The following is a 16,662-nucleotide window of genomic DNA, read 5'->3' as shown; positions in this document are numbered from 1 at the left end:
TAGCCACCGGTAGATTGGAGCGATGGCAACGTTCACAGACATCGATGATCCGGCTGATACCCGCCTGGCCGACTACGTCAGCTTGCGCGACGTCAACCTTCGCAAGTCCTTGGAGGCTGAGCAGGGGCTCTTCATCGCGGAGGGGGCGAAGGTCATCCGGCGCGCCTGTGAAGCGGGGTACCCGCCCAGGTCATTCCTGTTGGCTCCGCGCTGGATCGACGGTCTGCGCGATCTCTTCGACGACCTCGACGTCGAGGTCTACGTCGTCTCCGAGGCCCTGGCCGAGCAGGTGACCGGGTTCCACGTCCACCGTGGTGCTCTGGCGTCGATGTGTCGGCAGACGCGCTGGAGCACTGCCGATCTCATGAATGCTCGACGGCTGGTGGTGTGCGAGGACATCGTGGACCACACCAATGTCGGAGCGATCATCCGGTGCGCCGCAGGCATTGGGTGGGATGGTGTCCTGTTGGCCCCCCGCGCGGCTGACCCGCTCTACCGGCGAGCCATCAAGACGTCGATGGGAACCGTCTTCCAGTTGCCCTGGGCCAGGCTCGAGGACTGGTCGGGTGGTCTCGACGAGCTGCGTAACCACGGCTTCACGGTGGCGGCCATGGCCCTGAATGACGACTCAGTCACCCTGGACGAGTTCTCCGCGGACCTGCGAGCCAGTCCACGCAGGGTTGCCCTGCTCATGGGCACCGAGGGGGCGGGCCTGTCGGCCCACTGGATCAGTCAGGCTGACGTCGTGGTACGCATCCCGATGGTCGCAGGAGTTGATTCCCTCAACGTCGCCGCAGCCGCAGCAGTGGCCTGTTACGAATTGAGGGACGTCATGGCCTCGCCGATCAACTCTTCGCAGATCAGCCCTTCGGGGTGAGCGGCCAGTCGTCGGGGTACAGATGGGCCACCCTGTCGTGCCGCTCGTCGAGCTTGCGACGCGAACGTTTGGAGAGCCGGTCTCCGAAGACGACTCCGTTGCAGTGGTCGGTCTCGTGCTGCAGGCAGCGGGCGAAGAAACCGGTTCCGGTGACGGTGGTGTCGTTGCCCCACGGGTCTTGGCCGGTGCAAGTGGCCAGGTCGGGGCGGGCCAGGGACTGGAATCCGCCGGGCCACGAGAGGCAGCCCTCGTCAGCAGCCTCGAGGCGACGCTCGCGTCCCTCCGGCAAGGTGACGACCGGGTTGCAGAAGGCACCGTGGTGGATGATGTTGTCGGCGTCCGGGCAGATGTAGACGAACAACGACAGGTCAACACCGACCTGGGTGGCGGCAAGACCCACACCGTCGGCGGCGTCCATGGTGGTGAACATGTCACGAATGAGGGTCGTCAGATCCTCGTCGAACTCGGTGACCGGGCGGGTCTGAGCGTGGAGAACAGGCTCCCCCCACCGGGTGACCCGGCGCAGGGACCCACCTTTGAACAGATCCTCCCAACGGGGGTCGTCATTGGGGGTGTGCTTGCGCATGACTGATCTCCTGAGGTTGATGAGTGTCCAAGGTGATTGTCTCACGAGTGGGCAGGTGCCGGTGATCACCCGATGGTGGGGCCGACGAGCACCCGCATGACCCCGGGTTGGTCGATGGTCGTCTCGACCTGCCACGTGCCGGTGTGGTCGTCGCGCCGATGAACTGCGATGTGGCCCTCGTCCGGCAGCGCAGCCCAGACTCGGGTGCCGTTCTGGGTGGTGACGGTGATGTCGCGCGGATTGGCCCCGGTGGTGTCGAACTCGTCGACCAGCTCGAGTCGTCCGAACCGGCCTTCCAGCACCCCGATACTTCCCACCAGACGGTTGGCGACGAAGTGTTGGCCATTCGGGGAGGACACGATTGCAGATGGCTGGGCAGCGGCTTGGCAGGGATGACCTCTCCGGGAAGGGACCTTTGACCAGCGCGACGACGGTGTCTCGGTGACAAATCGCCACCCCCGGGCCCACATGTCGTGTCCGGTGGGCCGGGACCACGTGCTGACCGTCGCGGACAATTCTCCCGCGACGGTGAGGATCTGTTTTCGGCCGTCCTCGGTGAGGGTGAGGTGACGAGGGCCCACACCGGCAGGGGTCGTGAGAGAATCAATGACCTCAGGGGCAGCCTCGCTCCAACGCAGGACATGGATGCGGTCTGCTCCCAGGTCGGTGACGGCGAGGTGGGCACGATCCAACCAGGTCACCTGGTGGGGGTGAGGCCCTTCCTGACGGTCTGGCAGCGAGCCGGGGAAAGTGCAGTCCTTGCCCAGATCCAGTACGTGGCGCACCTTTGGCCGGGCCAGGTCCGACAGATCCACGAACTCAACCTGGCCAGAGGCGTAATCGGTGATCGCCATGAGCCGACCGGTGGGATCGACGGCTCCGTGGCAGGGCCATTGACCTTCCAACTCAATGGTTCCGACGACCTGGAAGTGGCGGCCGGGATGGACGATCCACAGGGTATTGTCACGTTCGCAGAGCACCGCGACCACGTTGTTCAGTGGTGTCACCCAGGACGCGTCTCCGAGGTGGCAGGTGCCGCCGACCTCGGTGTGGAGCCCATCGGACTCATCCGCCAACTGCCATGCGGTAATGCCTCCGGCTGAGGTATCGGTGGTGCGATGACAGGCAAGAACTGGGGTGACAGCCATGGCTGGAAGCCTACTCACGATGAGCGATCCACAAGGTCAGACAATGCAGGACGCGGGACTGTCCACAACCGGTGACGTCCAATGTCACGAGGTTGTCCACAGCGCGGAAAAAGATGGCGGATTTCGCGGCGTCGGACGACAACTGAAGATGTGAGGAGATCTGTTTGTGTCAGTGTGTTGATCATCGTCATCGGGACATGTCTGTTGGTTCTTCCTGCCCCTACCCACAGTGTTGCGGCCCCGCCCGCAGAAGCTCTGGCGTGGCGAGCACGGCCCACGAGCGATCTTGGTGTGCCGGTGCGGAGACGTCCGCCCGTGCCCGGTTCCGTGACCAAGGGGTTCGATCCTCCGGCCAAGCCGTGGTTGCCTGGTAGCCGTGGGGTCGAGTTCGCGGCATCACCTGGAGAACCCGTGAGGACAGTCACCGCCGGGGTCGTCGTCTTCGCCGGGCAGGTCGCCGGCGCCGGGGTGGTCAGCATCATGTTGCCCGACGGGCGGCGGACCACTCACATGCCGGTGGTTCCCGTCGTGGAGGTGGGGGAGGTCGTCATTCCTGGTCAGGTCATTGGGCTGGTGGGTGTGGGGCCGCCATGTGCCCGCACTTGTCTGCACTGGGGACTCAAGAAAGGAACCGAATATCAGAACCCGATGACCCTGTTGGACATTGAGGTACGTCTCCTGCCGACGCAGGGGCGAGCGCGGATGGCATCAGGTAGACAAGGCCTGCGACATCCCAGGGAGCTACCCGGTGTGAAGACTCCGACGGTGTCCACCGGCACGTTGATGCCGCCATGGCTGGGAGCCGGTCGTGACGGGGAGTCACTCATCGACGAGCATGTGACTCGGGCGGTGGCCCGAGGGGGTCACGCCCGGGGATGAGCTTGATGGAATGCCGTCCGCAGTCTCTCGGCGGACACGTGGGTGTAGATCTGAGTGGTGGACAGCGATTCATGCCCCAGCATCTCCTGGACGGTGCGTAGATCAGCTCCGCCTTCCAGAAGGTGCGTCGCCATGGCGTGACGCAGTCCGTGGGGTCCCAGGTCGGGGGAGTCCGGTTCGGCTCGCAGATGGGTGTGGACGATGCGTCTCACCACTCGTTGATCGATCCGTCCTCCGCGGGTGCCCAGGAAGAGCGCTGCCCCCGACGTGGGACAGACCCACTCCTGGCGACGCGTCAGCCATTCGTCGACTGCGCGTAGCGCGGGCTCTCCCATCGGCACGGTGCGTTGCTTGTTCCCCTTGCCGGTCACGCGCACCGTTCGACGAGACCGGTCGACGTCACCCAGGTCCAGGCCGCACAGCTCACCGACGCGAAGGCCGCCGCCATAGAGTACTTCCAGGATGGCGGCATCACGGGCTCCCTGGGGGGACTCATCGTTGCGAGCCTCGGCAATCGCATCGTCGAGGATGTGACGGGCCTGCTCGACGCCGAGGGTGGCCGGCAGACGTTTCGGAACCTTGGCCGAGGACAGGTCGGCTGTCGGGTTCCCGTCGATGAGTCCCTCGTTGGATGCCCACCGGAAGAAGACCCGGGCCGCTGACCAACGGCGTTGCATGGTGGCCGCTGTTGCGCCGGCCAGCCGGGTGTCGGCCAGCCAGGTGCGCACGCCAGTGGTGTCGATGCCTCCGATGGAGTCGACGCCGTGGTCGTGTACGTGCTCCATGAGGTCAGTGAGATCAGCCCGGTAACCACGAATGGTGTGGGGGGAGCGATGCAGAGTTGTCAGGTGATCGCAGAAGTCCTCGATGGGCACCGAGAGCGCACTCGGAAGGCGCGGGGAGTCAGGGCGAGAATTCACCACACCTACTGTGGTCTGTCAGCGTCGGGATGACGGGGTGGACACGCGGAGAGGATCGGTGATCCGGGAGACGAGCAGTGATCCGAGCAGGCCCATCACGATTGGCTTGATCGCCACTTCATGTCGTACGCTGGCCGGGCAGTCCGGAATGTTTCGGACTGACTTCGCATGCATCGACGTCATCAACGACCGGACGCCCACGGTCTTGCCACGGCAGGCGGGCGGACGGTGATGCATCAGGAGGTGACGCAATCCCGCGCCGCCGCACAACCGTTTGGCACACCCGTGGTGTGCCCTGATGAGGAAGGACACGGTCATGGCCGTCGTCACCACTCGCCAGCTCCTCGAGAGCGGCGTCCACTTCGGACACCAGACCCGTCGCTGGAACCCGAAGATGAAGCGTTTCATCTTCACCGAGCGCAACGGTATCTACATCATCGACCTGCACCAGTCGCTGACCTACATCGACAAGGCTTACGCCTTCGTCAAGGAGACCGTGGCCAAGGGGGGCCAGGTTCTCTTCGTCGGTACCAAGAAGCAGGCTCAGGAGTCCATCGCCGAGCAGGCGAGCCGTGTTGGCATGCCCTACGTCAACCAGCGTTGGCTCGGCGGAATGCTCACCAACTTCCAGACCATCTCGAAGCGCATCGCCCGACTCAAGGAGCTCGAGGCCATGGACTTCGACAAGGCCTCCGGCTCCGGTCTCACGAAGAAGGAGCTGCTCATGCTCTCCCGTGAGAAGGACAAGCTGGCCAAGGACCTCGGCGGTATCCGCGACATGCCGAAGGTTCCCCAGGCCGTCTGGGTTGTCGACACCAAGAAGGAGCACCTCGCCATCGACGAGGCTCGCAAGCTCAAGATTCCGGTTGTCGCCATCCTCGACACCAACTGTGACCCCGACGAGGTCGACTACCCGATCCCGGGCAATGACGACGCCATCCGTTCGGTGTCCCTGCTGACCCGTATCATCGCCGACGCCGTCGCCGAGGGCCTCATGGCTCGCTCCGCTGGTAAGTCCGGTGATCAGGCTGCTGAGGCTGAGCCCATGCCTGACTGGGAGCGCGAGCTCCTCCAGGGGGGCGACGCCAAGGCTGAGAACAAGGCTGAGGAGCCCAAGGCCGACGCCCCCGAGGCCGCCAAGGCTGAGAAGTCCAACTGAAGTTCGCCCACGTATAGACAGGACTGAGATTATCCATGGCTATCACTGCTGCTGAGGTCAAGAAGCTGCGCGACGCCACCGGCGCCGGCATGATGGACGCCAAGAAGGCCCTCACCGAGGCCGACGGCGACTTCGACAAAGCCGTTGACATCCTGCGCGTCTCCGGCGCTGCCAAGGCCGCCACGCGTTCCGACCGTGAGGCCAGCAACGGCCTGGTCGCCGCTGCTGGCACCTCCCTGGTACACATCGGCTCCGAGACCGACTTCGTCGCCAAGAATGAGGAGTTCATCGCCGCTGCCGAGGAAATCGCCAAGGCCGTCGAGAAGGCCGGGGCCGACTCCAAGGATGCCGCCAACGCCGCCGCCCTGGCCGACGGCACCACCGTTGGAGGCAAGCTCGGCGAGCTTGCCGCCAAGATCGGCGAGAAGATCGAGCTCGCCAGCGTCGCCCACTTCGACGGCAACGCCCATGTTTACCTGCACCGTCGTTCCCAGGACCTGCCCCCGCAGGTCGGCGTGATGGTTGAGTACGAGGGTGATGACAAGGAGGCCGTGCACGGGGCTTGCTTGCAGATCGCCGCCATGAGCCCGCGCTGGCTGTCCCGCGACGAGGTTCCCGCTGACGTCGTCGAGCACGAGCGCGGCGTCGCCGCTGACATCGCTCGCGAGGAGGGCAAGCCCGAGAAGATCATCGACCGCATCGTCGAGGGTCGCCTCAACGGCTTCTACAAGGAGAGCTGTCTGCTCGACCAGCCTGCCATCTCCGACGACAAGAAGTCCGTCGCCCAGACCCTTGAGGCCGCTGGCGTCACCATCAAGCGCTTCGTGCGTTTCTCCGCTGGAGAGTGACTCCTTCCCGGTGCGAACCGGGGGGATGACTGACCACGAACGGCCCCACCGCTTGGTGGGGCCGTTCGTCGTTCTCGGATACGGATGTTCGCTGGAAGCCAGAACTCCCGGGCCAACTCGTGGCGGGAGTTCCTGGTGGTGAATGCTGGTCGAGACGACGGTGAACTGCGGTGGTGGCCGTCCTCGGGCTAAGCTGGGGTGACGCATCCCGCGTCAATGTTCGCCGACCAGGAGAGATGATGCCAGAGCGCTACAACCGAGTTCTTCTCAAGTTGTCCGGAGAGGTTTTCGGAGGGGGAGGGATCGGTGTTGACGCCGATGTCGTTGCCGCCAAAGCCCGCGAGATCGCTGATATCGCCAACACCGGTGTTCAGGTGGCCGTCGTCGTCGGTGGAGGGAACTTCTTCCGTGGGGCTGAGCTTCAGCAACGCGGCATGCAGCGTGATCGCGCTGATTACATGGGCATGCTCGGAACCGTCATGAACTGCCTCGCCCTGCAGGACTTCTGCGAGAAGGCCGGAGTCGACACCCGCGTCCAGACCGCCATCACCATGGGCCAGGTTGCCGAGCCGTACATTCCCCGCAAGGCCGAGCGTCACATGGAGAAGGGACGAGTCGTCATCTTCGGCGCTGGGTCCGGCATGCCGTACTTCTCCACCGACACCGTCGCCGCGCAGCGTGCCCTCGAGATCGGCGCGGATGCCCTGCTCATGGGTAAGCAGGGGGTGGACGGCGTCTATGACAGCGACCCCAAGACCAACCCGAACGCCCACAAGTTCGACGAACTGACCTACGATGAGTTCCTGTCACGTGACCTCAAGGTCGCTGACGCCACTGCCGTCGCCATGGCCAGGGACAACGCCCTGACGATGATCTTCTTCAACCTTGAGACCCCTGGCAACATCGCTCGCGTCATCAATGGTGAGGGCATCGGCACCACCGTCCATCGCTGAACCATCGAAGACACACCAAGGAAGGACAACACAGTGAGCGACATCATCAAAGACGCCGGGAAGAAGATGGGGTCAGCGGTCGACCATGCCCGCGAGGAGTTCGCGGCCATTCGTACCGGGCGCGCCAACCCCGCCATGTTCAACAAGATCATGGTCGAGTACTACGGCACCCCCACCCCGCTGCAGCAGCTCGCCAGCTTCCAGGTTCCGGAGGCTCGCACCGTCCTCATCGCCCCGTTCGACAAGAGCTGTGTCAACGAGGTCGAGAAGGCTGTCCGTGACTCCGATCTGGGCGTCAACCCCTCCAACGACGGCAACGTCGTGCGCTGCGTCCTGCCGGCCCTCACCGAGGAGCGCCGTAAGGAGTACATCAAGATGGCCAAGGCCAAGGCGGAGGAAGGTCGCATCGCCGTGCGCAACGTCCGTCGTGCCAGCAACGACATGATCAAGAAGCAGGAGAAGGACAAGGAGATCTCCGAGGACGAGCTGACTCGCCTGGAGAAGGAACTCGACCAGGTCACCCGCACGTACGTCGAGCAGATCGACGAGCTCCTGAAGTCCAAGGAGAGCGAGCTCCTCGAGATCTGATCGGAATCGGGATGGACAACTCTCAGCAGAAGGCCACAGTCACACGTACCTCACGTGCTGGCCGTGACCTTCCTGCTGCCATCACCACAGGTGTGGTGTTGTGCGGGGCCGTCATCGGCACCGTCGGGTGGTGGCACTGGGGGTTCGTCCTGCTGATGGCCCTGGCCCTGGTGGCTGGAGCCATCGAACTCCATCGAGCGATGGTTCGACTGGGCATGGACTCTGCGATCGTGCCGATCTGCGTCGGTACCGTCGTGATGGTCATCGGGGCATACGCGGCCTCGACGATGGACCTCCGCATCCTGCCGAACACGTTCCTCGTTGCCGCTCTCGGCGCGACGACGGTCGCGGCGATGGCGTGGCGCCTGCCGCGTGGTTCTGACGGATTCGTCAAGGACGTCGCGGCAAGCCTGTTGACCATCGCCTACCTGCCGTTGCTGGGCTGCTTCGTCCCACTCATGATGGGAGACGACGGCGGCAGTCGGCGCATCGCCACCTGGATTCTCAGCGTCGTCGCCTCCGACACCGGCGGGTATGCCGTCGGTGTGCTTTTCGGCAAGCACAAGATGGCCCCGAGGATCAGCCCCAGGAAGAGCTGGGAGGGTTTCGCCGGATCCGTCAGCATGGCGGCCCTCGTCGGATGGGCCTGCCTGAGCGGACTGCTCGATGCCCCGGTGTGGGCCGGTTTGCTCCTGGGCGTGATTCTCGCGTTCACGGGAACTGCGGGAGATCTCGTCGAGTCAATGATCAAACGCGATGCCGGCATCAAGGACATGTCGAACTTCCTGCCCGGCCACGGCGGAGTGATGGATCGGCTGGACTCGGTGCTGTTCTCGGCACCCTTCGCCTGGCTCGTCATGTCCCTGGTGCTGTGACCGAGCTCGTGCCCGTCATCCATCGCACCTGAGAACCGTGCAGCCACCGTCGACGGATCCATGGTGGCTGACCTCAAGTTGAGAGGAGTCTCGTGACCGATACTGAATCCGACCGCCCGAGCCTGTCGCCGTCGGGACTCGTACTGCCCATCACACCGCTGACCGACAAGGAGATCCCGGTTGTGGTGCGCACCCCGAGGCGCACCAAGCCTCCTCGGCACTGGATTGACCTGAGCGTTGAGGAGAGAGTACAGGCCGTCAAGGACCTCAGCCTGCCGGCCTTCCGCGCTCGTCAGATCTCCGCCCACGTCTTCGACCGCTGGGAGGTTGACCCCATGGGGTGGACCGACCTACCCAAGTCAGCTCGTCAAGAGATCGCCGATGCCTGGTTCCCGACACTGTTGACAGAGGTTTCCCGGCAGTCCTGCGACCATGGCATGACCGTGAAGACCTTGTGGCGGCTGCACGGCGGGGCACTGGTGGAGTCGGTTCTCATGCACTACCCGGCCACCCGTCATTCCGCGGCTCGCACCACCTTGTGCATCTCCTCCCAGGCCGGCTGTGGCATGGCGTGTCCGTTCTGTGCGACTGGTCAGGGCGGTATCCAGCGCAACATGTCCACCGCTGAGATCGTCAGCCAGGTGTTGGCGGCCAACCGCCTCATCGAGGCTGATGAGGTTCCCGGAGCCAACGGCCGTGTTCACAACATCGTCTTCATGGGAATGGGTGAGCCGATGGCCAATTACCGCTCGGTGCTCACCGCCATGCGCACTCTGACCGCTGAAGGCCCCGACGGAGTGGGCATGAGTGCCCGTGCCCTGACGGTTTCCACCGTTGGTCTCGTCCCGCGTGTCAAGGCGCTGACCGAGGAGGGGATCCCCGTCACCCTGGCCATCTCCCTGCACGCCCCCGACGACGAGCTGCGTGACGAGCTCATCCCGGTCAACCGGCGGTGGAAGGTCGACGAACTCCTTGACGCCGCCTGGCAGTACGCCGAGAGGACCAAGCGTCGGGTCTCGATCGAGTACGCCCTCATGAAGGACATCAACGACCAGGCCGACCGCGCCGCCATGCTGGCTCGCCAGATTCGTCGTCGGGGAGACTGGACCTGGGCCCACGTCAACCTCATTCCTCTCAACCCGACGCCAGGTTCGCGCTGGACAGCGTCTCGTCGGGAGGATCAGGACGCCTTCGTCGAGACCCTGGAGCGCTGGAAGATCCCGGTCACGGTGCGCGAGACCAGAGGCTCTGAGATTGATGGCGCATGTGGTCAGTTGGCTGCCGCGGGACGCTCGGAGGGATTGGGCAACTGAGTCCACAGGGCGACCCAGTGGGGTGAGTTGGGCTGATGTGGTGCAAAAATCATCCGAGTAACGCCAACACATGAAGGAGGTCGCCTGATGGACAGTCAGCTCGAGGACGCCTACGAGGCGGTGCTGAAGCGCAATGCGGGGGAGGCCGAGTTTCATCAGGCCGTGCGGGAGATCTTTGAGTCCCTCGGCCCGGTGCTCGAGAAGAATCCGCAGTACGTTGAGGCAGCAGTTCTGTCGCGTATCTGCGAACCGGAGCGTCAGATCATCTTCCGAGTCCCGTGGATCGACGACAAGGGCAAGGTGCGCATCAACCGTGGCTTCCGTGTCGAGTACTCGTCGGTACTTGGGCCGTACAAGGGCGGACTGCGATTCCACCCCTCGGTGTACCTCGGAACCATCAAGTTCCTCGGTTTCGAGCAGATCTTCAAGAATGCGTTGACCGGTATGCCGATCGGCGGCGCCAAGGGCGGCTCGGACTTCGACCCGCACGAGGCCTCCGAAGGCGAGGTCATGAGGTTCTGTCAGTCGTTCATGACCGAGCTCTACCGTCATCTCGGTGAGCACACCGACGTCCCCGCCGGTGACATCGGCGTCGGCGGACGTGAGATCGGATTCCTCTTCGGCCAGTACAAGCGGATCACCAACCGTCACGAGTCCGGGGTCCTCACCGGGAAGGGGCTCACCTGGGGTGGTTCCCTGGTGCGCACCGAGGCCACCGGTTACGGTACGGTCTTCTTCGTCCAGCGCATGTTGGCGACCAACGGAAAGTCGCTGGACGGCCTGCGAGTCACCGTCTCCGGGTCGGGCAATGTCGCCGTTTACGCCATCGAGAAGGCCCAGGACCTCGGTGCGACCGTTGTCGCGTGCTCGGACTCCAGCGGATACGTCGTGGACGAGAAGGGGATCGACGTCGCCCTGCTCAAGCAGGTCAAGGAGGTCGAGCGAGCCCGCATCAGCGAGTACGCCGCCCGCCGCGACTCGGCCACCTTCCACACCGACGAGTCCATCTGGGACACTCCGGTTGACGTTGCCCTGCCCTGCGCGACCCAGAACGAGCTCAACGGTGACGAGGCGAAGACCCTCATCCGCAATGGTGTCGTCGCAGTGGCCGAAGGTGCCAACATGCCGTGTACCCCCGAGGCTGTGCACTCCTTCCACGACGCTGGTGTTCTCTTCGCTCCCGGCAAGGCCTCCAACGCCGGCGGCGTGGCGACCTCGGCCCTGGAGATGCAGCAGAACGCCGCCCGCGACTCCTGGGACTTCGACGCCACCGAGGCCCGACTGCAGCAGATCATGGCCGACATCCACGACCGCTGCATCGAGACTGCTGACGCCTACGGTCACCCAGGCGACTACGTCATGGGCGCCAACATCGCCGGCTTCACCAAGGTGGCCGACGCCGTCATCGCGATGGGTGTCGTCTGAGCGCTTCCACCGCCTCCTCGATGGTGTCGACGAGGCGAATGTGACCAGCGACGAGGTGATCCCGCGACATCGTGTGGAGCAGCGGCCAGGCTGGCAAGGTCTGGCTCCAGTAATGGCTGCCGAGCATGATGAGCGGGGTCACCTCGTTCTCATTGGTGGCGTAGTAGTTGCCCGTCATCGCCTGGAAGAGTTCCTGGACGGTTCCCGCCTGACCGGGTAGGTAGATGATCCCGCCACGACATCGATTGAGCAGGATGTCCTCGCGCAGCGCGTTCGAGAAGTATTTGATGATGCTGGTGGCAAAGACGTTTGGCGGTTCGTGTCCGTAGAACCAGGTCGGGATGCCGATGGTGCGGTGAGCCGGACCATCGGGCCATGAGGCGACGACGTCCAGACCCGCCTGCACCCAGGCGGTGACGTCGGCGGTCCCGACGATCTCGCGCAGCCGGTCGATTGAGTGGTCAAGCAGATCGGGTGGGCAGGCTGCTCCCAGGTTGGTGGCCTCCATCGCGCCCGGTCCGCCACCGGTGACGACGAGGTGGCCGGCATCAGCAAGGGTGGCTCCCAGGTCGGCTGCCATGCGGTACCCATCAGAATCCCTGGTGACGGTGTGGCCACCCATGACGCCGACCGTCATGGTCGGATCGGTGCCAGTGAGCAGATCATCCATGGCGTCCGTCATGGAGTCGTCATGGAGGGCGGTGGCGAGGGTGTCGTGCAATCCCGGAGGTGTGGACAGCCCGCGACGCCAGCGATCCACCGCCGCGTCAAGGGTGGCGGGGTATCCTTGGTCGATGTCGTCGTACAACTCCTGGGCGGTGTAGGCCCCCGGGTGATAGGGGTCGAACGGAACTCCCGGGATGCTCGGGAAGATGAGGGCACCCCGGGCCCTCAGCCACTCCGTCACAAGGACGGGGCCGGTGCATCCCAGGAAGATGGTCGTGGAGACATCGCAGGTGCGCAGCACAGTGGCGCAGTCGGCCAGATTGACCCCTTGCACCACGCGTCCGGACAGATCCGGTGCCGCTTCCGCCAGCTGCTCGACCGTCTCGATCTCGATGGGGGAAGGACTCATCGATGCGACTCCGGGTGGGCCAGGCCGAACAGACCCCGGGGATCGAGGGGATCACAATCCCACTGGATTGTCGTGGAGCCCGGGGACATCCGCACGGTGAGGCCGTGGGGGCTGGAAATGACGTCAAGTTTCGCGACGAAATCCTCTGCCTGCCAGCCACCGCTCGCCGCGATGTCGATGGTGCCCTCGCCGACACAGCAGTGAGAGATCAGCCATTCGTCATGACCGACGGTGACGTCAAGGGCTGCGTTGACGATGCCGACCTGGGGTCGGGTGCAGTGCCAGGACATCGCCCAGCTGTCTCCGTCACCGCGAGGGGAGACGACGATGTGAGAACCATCGACGACGCCCTGCACCGATCGCGTCGGGTCGAACTCGCCGAGGGCCGTCGGCTGGCTGCGCACGCCCTCGTCGGGTTCGGGATCCATGCCCTTCCTCAGTGCGGGTAGGAGGTGGTCCCAGACGATCTGCAGAATCGCCTGCGTGTTTCCGGGGCCCTCGCCTGCCTCATTGGTCATGACGATGACGGCGTCGACCTCGGGGAGGACGAGTGCGAACTGGCCGAAGGCACCGTCGAGACGGTAACCATGGCTGGAGATCCAGGTCTGCCAGCCGTAACCCAGCCCCCACTCAGGGCCGGTGAGGCCATCGGACTCGACATGTTTGACGCGGTGCTGCTCGATCCATTCCTGGGGGAGTAGACGTGTGCCGTCATGGATGCCGTCGTCGAGGAGGAGCTGGGCGAACCGACCCATGTCCTCGGCGTCGATGTGCAGGCCACTGAACCCCAACGGGATGCCGTCCATGTCGACGGCCCAGCTGTGCGGCCCGCATCCCAGCGGTTCCAGGACCTCTCGGGTGATGATGGCGTCGACGTCCACCCCGGTATGTCGACGCACGATTCGAGAGAGCATCCAGGTGCCAAGGTTGTTGTAGGCGAAGTCGATCCCGGGACGTCCGGCTGGTTCGGTCGCCAACCACGCCTTGGCGGTCTCGACGCTGGGAATTTGCGGCACGCCTAAGGCAGGCTCGATGAGTTGTTCGGGGTAATGACCACTCGCCATCGCCAGCACGTCACGGACCCTGATGGATCTGGCCACCGGTCCGGTCTCATCGGTGCAGAAAGCGGGCAACAGGTCTGCCAGGGTGTCGTCGTACCCGAAAGCGCCACGGTCCACCGCAATGCCGACCGCAGCAGAGGTGAAGGTCTTCGAGCAGGAATAGACGAGGCTGGGAACGTCGGGGCTCCAGGGTGCCCAGCGGCGTCGCCCGACGACCTGTCCGTGCTGACGGACGATGAGTCGATGCGGGTGGACTCCGGCCTCTTCGAGGGCATCGGCGGTGATGTCGAGGACACTGTCGGTCATGAATCCACTGTAGGGCCGCTGGCCAGGACCTCGGGGAGATGAATGAACGGGTTGTCCCTCGAATCGGTCCCCTGAAACGGTCGTGACACACTGGCAGGGTGAAGAAGGTCATCATTCTCGGCTCCACTGGATCGATCGGAACACAGACCTTGGAGGTCATCGCGTCGCGCCGTGACCAATTTGAGGTCGCCGGCATATCGGCAGGTGGCTCAGATGTTGGCCTGCTGGCCCAGCAGGTGCTCGACTTCTCCGTCCCCGTCGTTGCGATCGCACGGGAGAACGCTGCAGAGGAACTCATGAGGGCACTCGCTGCCCAGGCAGGGTCCCGCGATGTTCCGGTGCCCAGTCCTCAGATCTTGGCCGGGCCGGAGGCCTCGACCCAACTGGCCGGGATGCCCGCTGACGTCGTGTGCAATGCCATTACCGGAGCTGCCGGTCTGCGTCCGACCTTGGCAACCCTTGCCGCCGGGACGACACTGGCCCTGGCCAACAAGGAATCCCTGGTCATCGGGGGCAGGCTCGTCACCCAGGCGGCTGCCCCCGGACAGATCGTTGCTGTGGATTCTGAGCATTCCGCCTTCGCCCAGTGTCTGCGAGGAGGCGGGCGTCATGAGGTGCGACGCCTCGTCCTGACGGCATCTGGGGGGCCGTTCCGTGGCCGCGACCGCGCCTCACTGGTGGACGTCAGTGCTGCCGACGCCATGAAGCATCCCACGTGGGACATGGGTCGGGTCATTACCATCAATTCGTCAACGATGGTCAACAAGGGACTGGAATTACTCGAGGCAGCCCTGCTCTATGACGTTGACCTCAACGACATCACCGTTGTCGTGCATCCGCAATCTGTCGTGCACTCGATGGTGGAGTTCTGGGATGGTGCCACGATTGCGCAGGCGTCGCCTCCTGACATGAAATTGCCGATCGCCCTGGGATTGTCCTGGCCCGACCGCATCCCTGATGCGGCTGCTGGTTGCGACTGGTCGACGGCCACCCAGTGGACCTTCGAACCTCTGGACAACGAGACCTTTGGTGCGGTCGAACTGGCACGACGAGCTGGACTCGCCGCAGGTACTGCACCAGCCATATTCAATGCCGCCAACGAGTCCTGTGTCGACGCCTTTTGTGATGGACGTATTGGTTTCCTCGAGATAACTGAAACCATTGCCGCGGTCCTTGACGAACACTTGTCTGATGATGCCAACGATGACCCCGGCTCTCGACATGTTGGTGACGACGCTCTCACCCTTGACGCCGTGTTGGCCGCCGACGCCTGGGGCCGTCGACGCGCTGCAGAGATGTGTGCCCAGGGGATTCGCCGGTGACAACCGTCATCGAGGTGCTGGCCGGGATCGTCTTCTTCGGCCTCATCATCCTTTCGGTGCTGCTCCACGAGTGCGGTCACTTCATCCCGGCCAAGATTTTTGGGGTCAAGGTCACCGAGTTCTTCGCCGGATTCGGGCCCAAGATCTGGTCCTTCACCCGTGGTGAGACCGAGTACGGGTTCAAGTGGCTCCCACTGGGCGGATACGTGCGCCTGGTCGGCATGTATCCCACCGAGGTGCATCACCGTCATGCCAACAAGCTGACGAAGCTGGCCGACCAGGCGAGGGCGGCCGAGGCGGAGGAGATCACCGATGCGGACCGCGGACGTCTCTTCAGCGACAAACCGGTGTGGCAGCGGCTCATCATCATGAGCGGCGGGATCCTTACCAACCTGGTATTGGCTTTCCTGCTGTTTTGGGCAGTATTCGGCATTCATGGGCGCCCCGCCGAGACGACGACGGTGGCCGCGGTCACTCCGTGCGTCCAATCCACCCAGACCACTGGTCCGTGCCCCAAGGGAGACCGTCCAGCACCGGCTGCTGGGGCCGGCTTGCATGCGGGGGATCGCATCGTCTCTTTCAACGGTCGACGGGTGGGATCCTGGTCGCAATTGCAGGAGTTCATCCGTGCCAACGGTGATGGGGAGGTTCGCCTTGTCGTGGAGCGCGATGGCGACTCCGTGAATCTTTCGCCAACGCACACTCTCGTCACTCAGGTCCCAGACCTCAACAATCCAGGTCGCACCATCGAAGCAGGGTATCTGGGCGTCAGCCCGACGATGGTCGTCGTTCACTCGGGGCCGGGCGACACCATGTCTCAGATGTGGACGATGTCAAAGCAGTCACTGAGCGCATTGGCCAGACTCCCACAACTGACCTGGAGTGTCGCCTCCGACATGATCACCGGGAGGACCAGGGACGTCAACAGTCCGATGAGTGTTGTGGGGGCATCCCGAATTGCCGGCGACGTCGCGGGCAACAGCCAACTGACTTTCGGGGACAAGGTCGCCACCGGTGCAAGTCTGCTCGGCGGACTCAACCTCTTCCTCTTCTGGTTCAACGTGGTGCCCCTGCCACCCATGGATGGCGGGCACATCGCCGGAGCAGTCTACGAGGCGTGCAAGAGGGGGATTTTCCGGGTGCTGGGCAAGCCTGATCCGGGCTCGGCCGACACCGCGATGATGCTGCCGGTGGCGTGGGTCATCGGCGTCCTCATGCTTGTCATGGGGCTGATCCTCGTCGTCGCTGACGTCGTCTCCCCAGTCAAGATCTTCTGAGCTCCCTGGCACTCCTGTGAATCAGCCGTGAGACGTCGTGTTGTTACGCA

General features: G+C 64.1%; 16 protein-coding genes. 11 read left to right on the top strand and 5 right to left on the bottom strand.

Annotated elements, in window-relative coordinates; all coding sequences use genetic code 11:
* The first annotated feature begins 22 nt into the window (after window positions 1-22).
* Complete coding sequence (locus ACSJJT_RS09700) at window positions 23-877, top strand: TrmH family RNA methyltransferase (protein ID WP_435918099.1); 855 nt, start codon at window positions 23-25, stop codon at window positions 875-877.
* On the opposite strand, the gene def is transcribed toward ACSJJT_RS09700, so the two are convergent.
* A complete protein-coding gene (gene def, locus ACSJJT_RS09695) occupies window positions 861-1,463 on the bottom strand; it encodes a peptide deformylase (RefSeq protein WP_435918098.1) in 603 nt (200 codons plus the stop codon). The two genes, ACSJJT_RS09700 and def, sit on opposite strands and share 17 nt — an antisense overlap.
* Window positions 1,464-1,528: 65 nt before the next feature.
* A complete protein-coding gene (locus ACSJJT_RS09690) occupies window positions 1,529-2,611 on the bottom strand; it encodes a lactonase family protein (protein WP_435918097.1) in 1,083 nt (360 codons plus the stop codon).
* Window positions 2,612-3,022: 411 nt separating this feature from the next.
* Between ACSJJT_RS09690 and ACSJJT_RS09685 the strand changes: the two genes are divergently transcribed.
* Window positions 3,023-3,490: a M23 family metallopeptidase gene (locus ACSJJT_RS09685; RefSeq protein WP_435918096.1), complete on the top strand. Its 468-nt coding sequence runs from the start codon at window positions 3,023-3,025 to the stop codon at window positions 3,488-3,490.
* On the opposite strand, the gene ACSJJT_RS09680 is transcribed toward ACSJJT_RS09685, so the two are convergent.
* Window positions 3,475-4,410, bottom strand: a complete 936-nt coding sequence (locus ACSJJT_RS09680; RefSeq protein WP_435918095.1) for a tyrosine recombinase XerC — start codon at window positions 4,408-4,410, stop codon at window positions 3,475-3,477. The two genes, ACSJJT_RS09685 and ACSJJT_RS09680, sit on opposite strands and share 16 nt — an antisense overlap.
* A 316-nt stretch (window positions 4,411-4,726) precedes the next feature.
* On the opposite strand from ACSJJT_RS09680, the gene rpsB reads away from it, so the two are divergent.
* The 7 genes from rpsB (at window position 4,727) to gdhA (ending at window position 11,571) form a co-directional block, all read left to right on the top strand.
* Complete coding sequence (gene rpsB, locus ACSJJT_RS09675) at window positions 4,727-5,569, top strand: 30S ribosomal protein S2 (protein ID WP_435918162.1); 843 nt, start codon at window positions 4,727-4,729, stop codon at window positions 5,567-5,569.
* 35 nt (window positions 5,570-5,604) lie between these two features.
* A complete protein-coding gene (gene tsf / locus ACSJJT_RS09670) occupies window positions 5,605-6,417 on the top strand; it encodes a translation elongation factor Ts (protein ID WP_435918094.1) in 813 nt (270 codons plus the stop codon).
* 236 nt (window positions 6,418-6,653) lie between these two features.
* Window positions 6,654-7,370, top strand: coding sequence for a UMP kinase (pyrH, locus tag ACSJJT_RS09665; protein WP_435918093.1), 717 nt, complete (start codon window positions 6,654-6,656; stop codon window positions 7,368-7,370).
* Between the two features lie 33 nt (window positions 7,371-7,403).
* Window positions 7,404-7,958 (top strand): ribosome recycling factor, encoded by a 555-nt coding sequence (gene frr, locus ACSJJT_RS09660; protein ID WP_435918092.1) that lies wholly within the window; start codon window positions 7,404-7,406, stop codon window positions 7,956-7,958.
* Between the two features lie 11 nt (window positions 7,959-7,969).
* Window positions 7,970-8,833, top strand: a complete 864-nt coding sequence (locus ACSJJT_RS09655; RefSeq protein WP_435918091.1) for a phosphatidate cytidylyltransferase — start codon at window positions 7,970-7,972, stop codon at window positions 8,831-8,833.
* 92 nt (window positions 8,834-8,925) lie between these two features.
* Complete coding sequence (gene rlmN, locus ACSJJT_RS09650) at window positions 8,926-10,146, top strand: dual-specificity RNA methyltransferase RlmN (RefSeq protein WP_435918090.1); 1,221 nt, start codon at window positions 8,926-8,928, stop codon at window positions 10,144-10,146.
* An 87-nt stretch (window positions 10,147-10,233) separates the two neighbouring features.
* Window positions 10,234-11,571, top strand: a complete 1,338-nt coding sequence (gene gdhA, locus ACSJJT_RS09645; RefSeq protein ID WP_435918089.1) for an NADP-specific glutamate dehydrogenase — start codon at window positions 10,234-10,236, stop codon at window positions 11,569-11,571.
* Here the strand turns inward: gdhA and ACSJJT_RS09640 are convergent.
* A complete protein-coding gene (locus tag ACSJJT_RS09640; RefSeq protein ID WP_435918088.1) occupies window positions 11,549-12,646 on the bottom strand; it encodes an LOG family protein in 1,098 nt (365 codons plus the stop codon). The genes gdhA and ACSJJT_RS09640 overlap by 23 nt on opposite strands.
* The gene (locus ACSJJT_RS09635; RefSeq protein ID WP_435918087.1) at window positions 12,643-14,013 is read right to left on the bottom strand and encodes a serine hydrolase domain-containing protein; all 1,371 of its coding nucleotides are present in this window, start codon (window positions 14,011-14,013) and stop codon (window positions 12,643-12,645) included. The genes ACSJJT_RS09640 and ACSJJT_RS09635 overlap by 4 nt, the downstream gene beginning before the upstream one ends.
* A gap of 98 nt (window positions 14,014-14,111) precedes the next feature.
* On the opposite strand from ACSJJT_RS09635, the gene dxr reads away from it, so the two are divergent.
* Window positions 14,112-15,335: a 1-deoxy-D-xylulose-5-phosphate reductoisomerase gene (dxr, locus tag ACSJJT_RS09630; RefSeq protein WP_435918086.1), complete on the top strand. Its 1,224-nt coding sequence runs from the start codon at window positions 14,112-14,114 to the stop codon at window positions 15,333-15,335.
* Window positions 15,332-16,612 (top strand): M50 family metallopeptidase, encoded by a 1,281-nt coding sequence (locus ACSJJT_RS09625; protein ID WP_435918085.1) that lies wholly within the window; start codon window positions 15,332-15,334, stop codon window positions 16,610-16,612. The genes dxr and ACSJJT_RS09625 overlap by 4 nt, the downstream gene beginning before the upstream one ends.
* The last annotated feature ends 50 nt before the right edge of the window (window positions 16,613-16,662 follow it).

Source organism: Cutibacterium nasicola, from assembly GCF_051303185.1.
Taxonomy (GTDB): domain Bacteria; phylum Actinomycetota; class Actinomycetes; order Propionibacteriales; family Propionibacteriaceae; genus Cutibacterium.
This window is presented reverse-complemented; position numbering and strand designations above follow the sequence as displayed.

Bases quoted from the DNA above. Each gene is read 5' to 3' on its own strand.
- ACSJJT_RS09640 (WP_435918088.1), bottom strand. From the start codon at position 12,646: ATGAGTCCTTCCCCCATCGAGATCGAGACGGTCGAGCAGCTGGCGGAA.
- def (WP_435918098.1), bottom strand. From the start codon at position 1,463: ATGCGCAAGCACACCCCCAATGACGACCCCCGTTGGGAGGATCTGTTC.
- gdhA (WP_435918089.1), top strand. From the start codon at position 10,234: ATGGACAGTCAGCTCGAGGACGCCTACGAGGCGGTGCTGAAGCGCAAT.
- ACSJJT_RS09690 (WP_435918097.1), bottom strand. From the start codon at position 2,611: ATGGCTGTCACCCCAGTTCTTGCCTGTCATCGCACCACCGATACCTCA.
- ACSJJT_RS09635 (WP_435918087.1), bottom strand. From the start codon at position 14,013: ATGACCGACAGTGTCCTCGACATCACCGCCGATGCCCTCGAAGAGGCC.
- pyrH (WP_435918093.1), top strand. From the start codon at position 6,654: ATGATGCCAGAGCGCTACAACCGAGTTCTTCTCAAGTTGTCCGGAGAG.
- ACSJJT_RS09700 (WP_435918099.1), top strand. From the start codon at position 23: ATGGCAACGTTCACAGACATCGATGATCCGGCTGATACCCGCCTGGCC.
- ACSJJT_RS09655 (WP_435918091.1), top strand. From the start codon at position 7,970: ATGGACAACTCTCAGCAGAAGGCCACAGTCACACGTACCTCACGTGCT.
- rpsB (WP_435918162.1), top strand. From the start codon at position 4,727: ATGGCCGTCGTCACCACTCGCCAGCTCCTCGAGAGCGGCGTCCACTTC.
- tsf (WP_435918094.1), top strand. From the start codon at position 5,605: ATGGCTATCACTGCTGCTGAGGTCAAGAAGCTGCGCGACGCCACCGGC.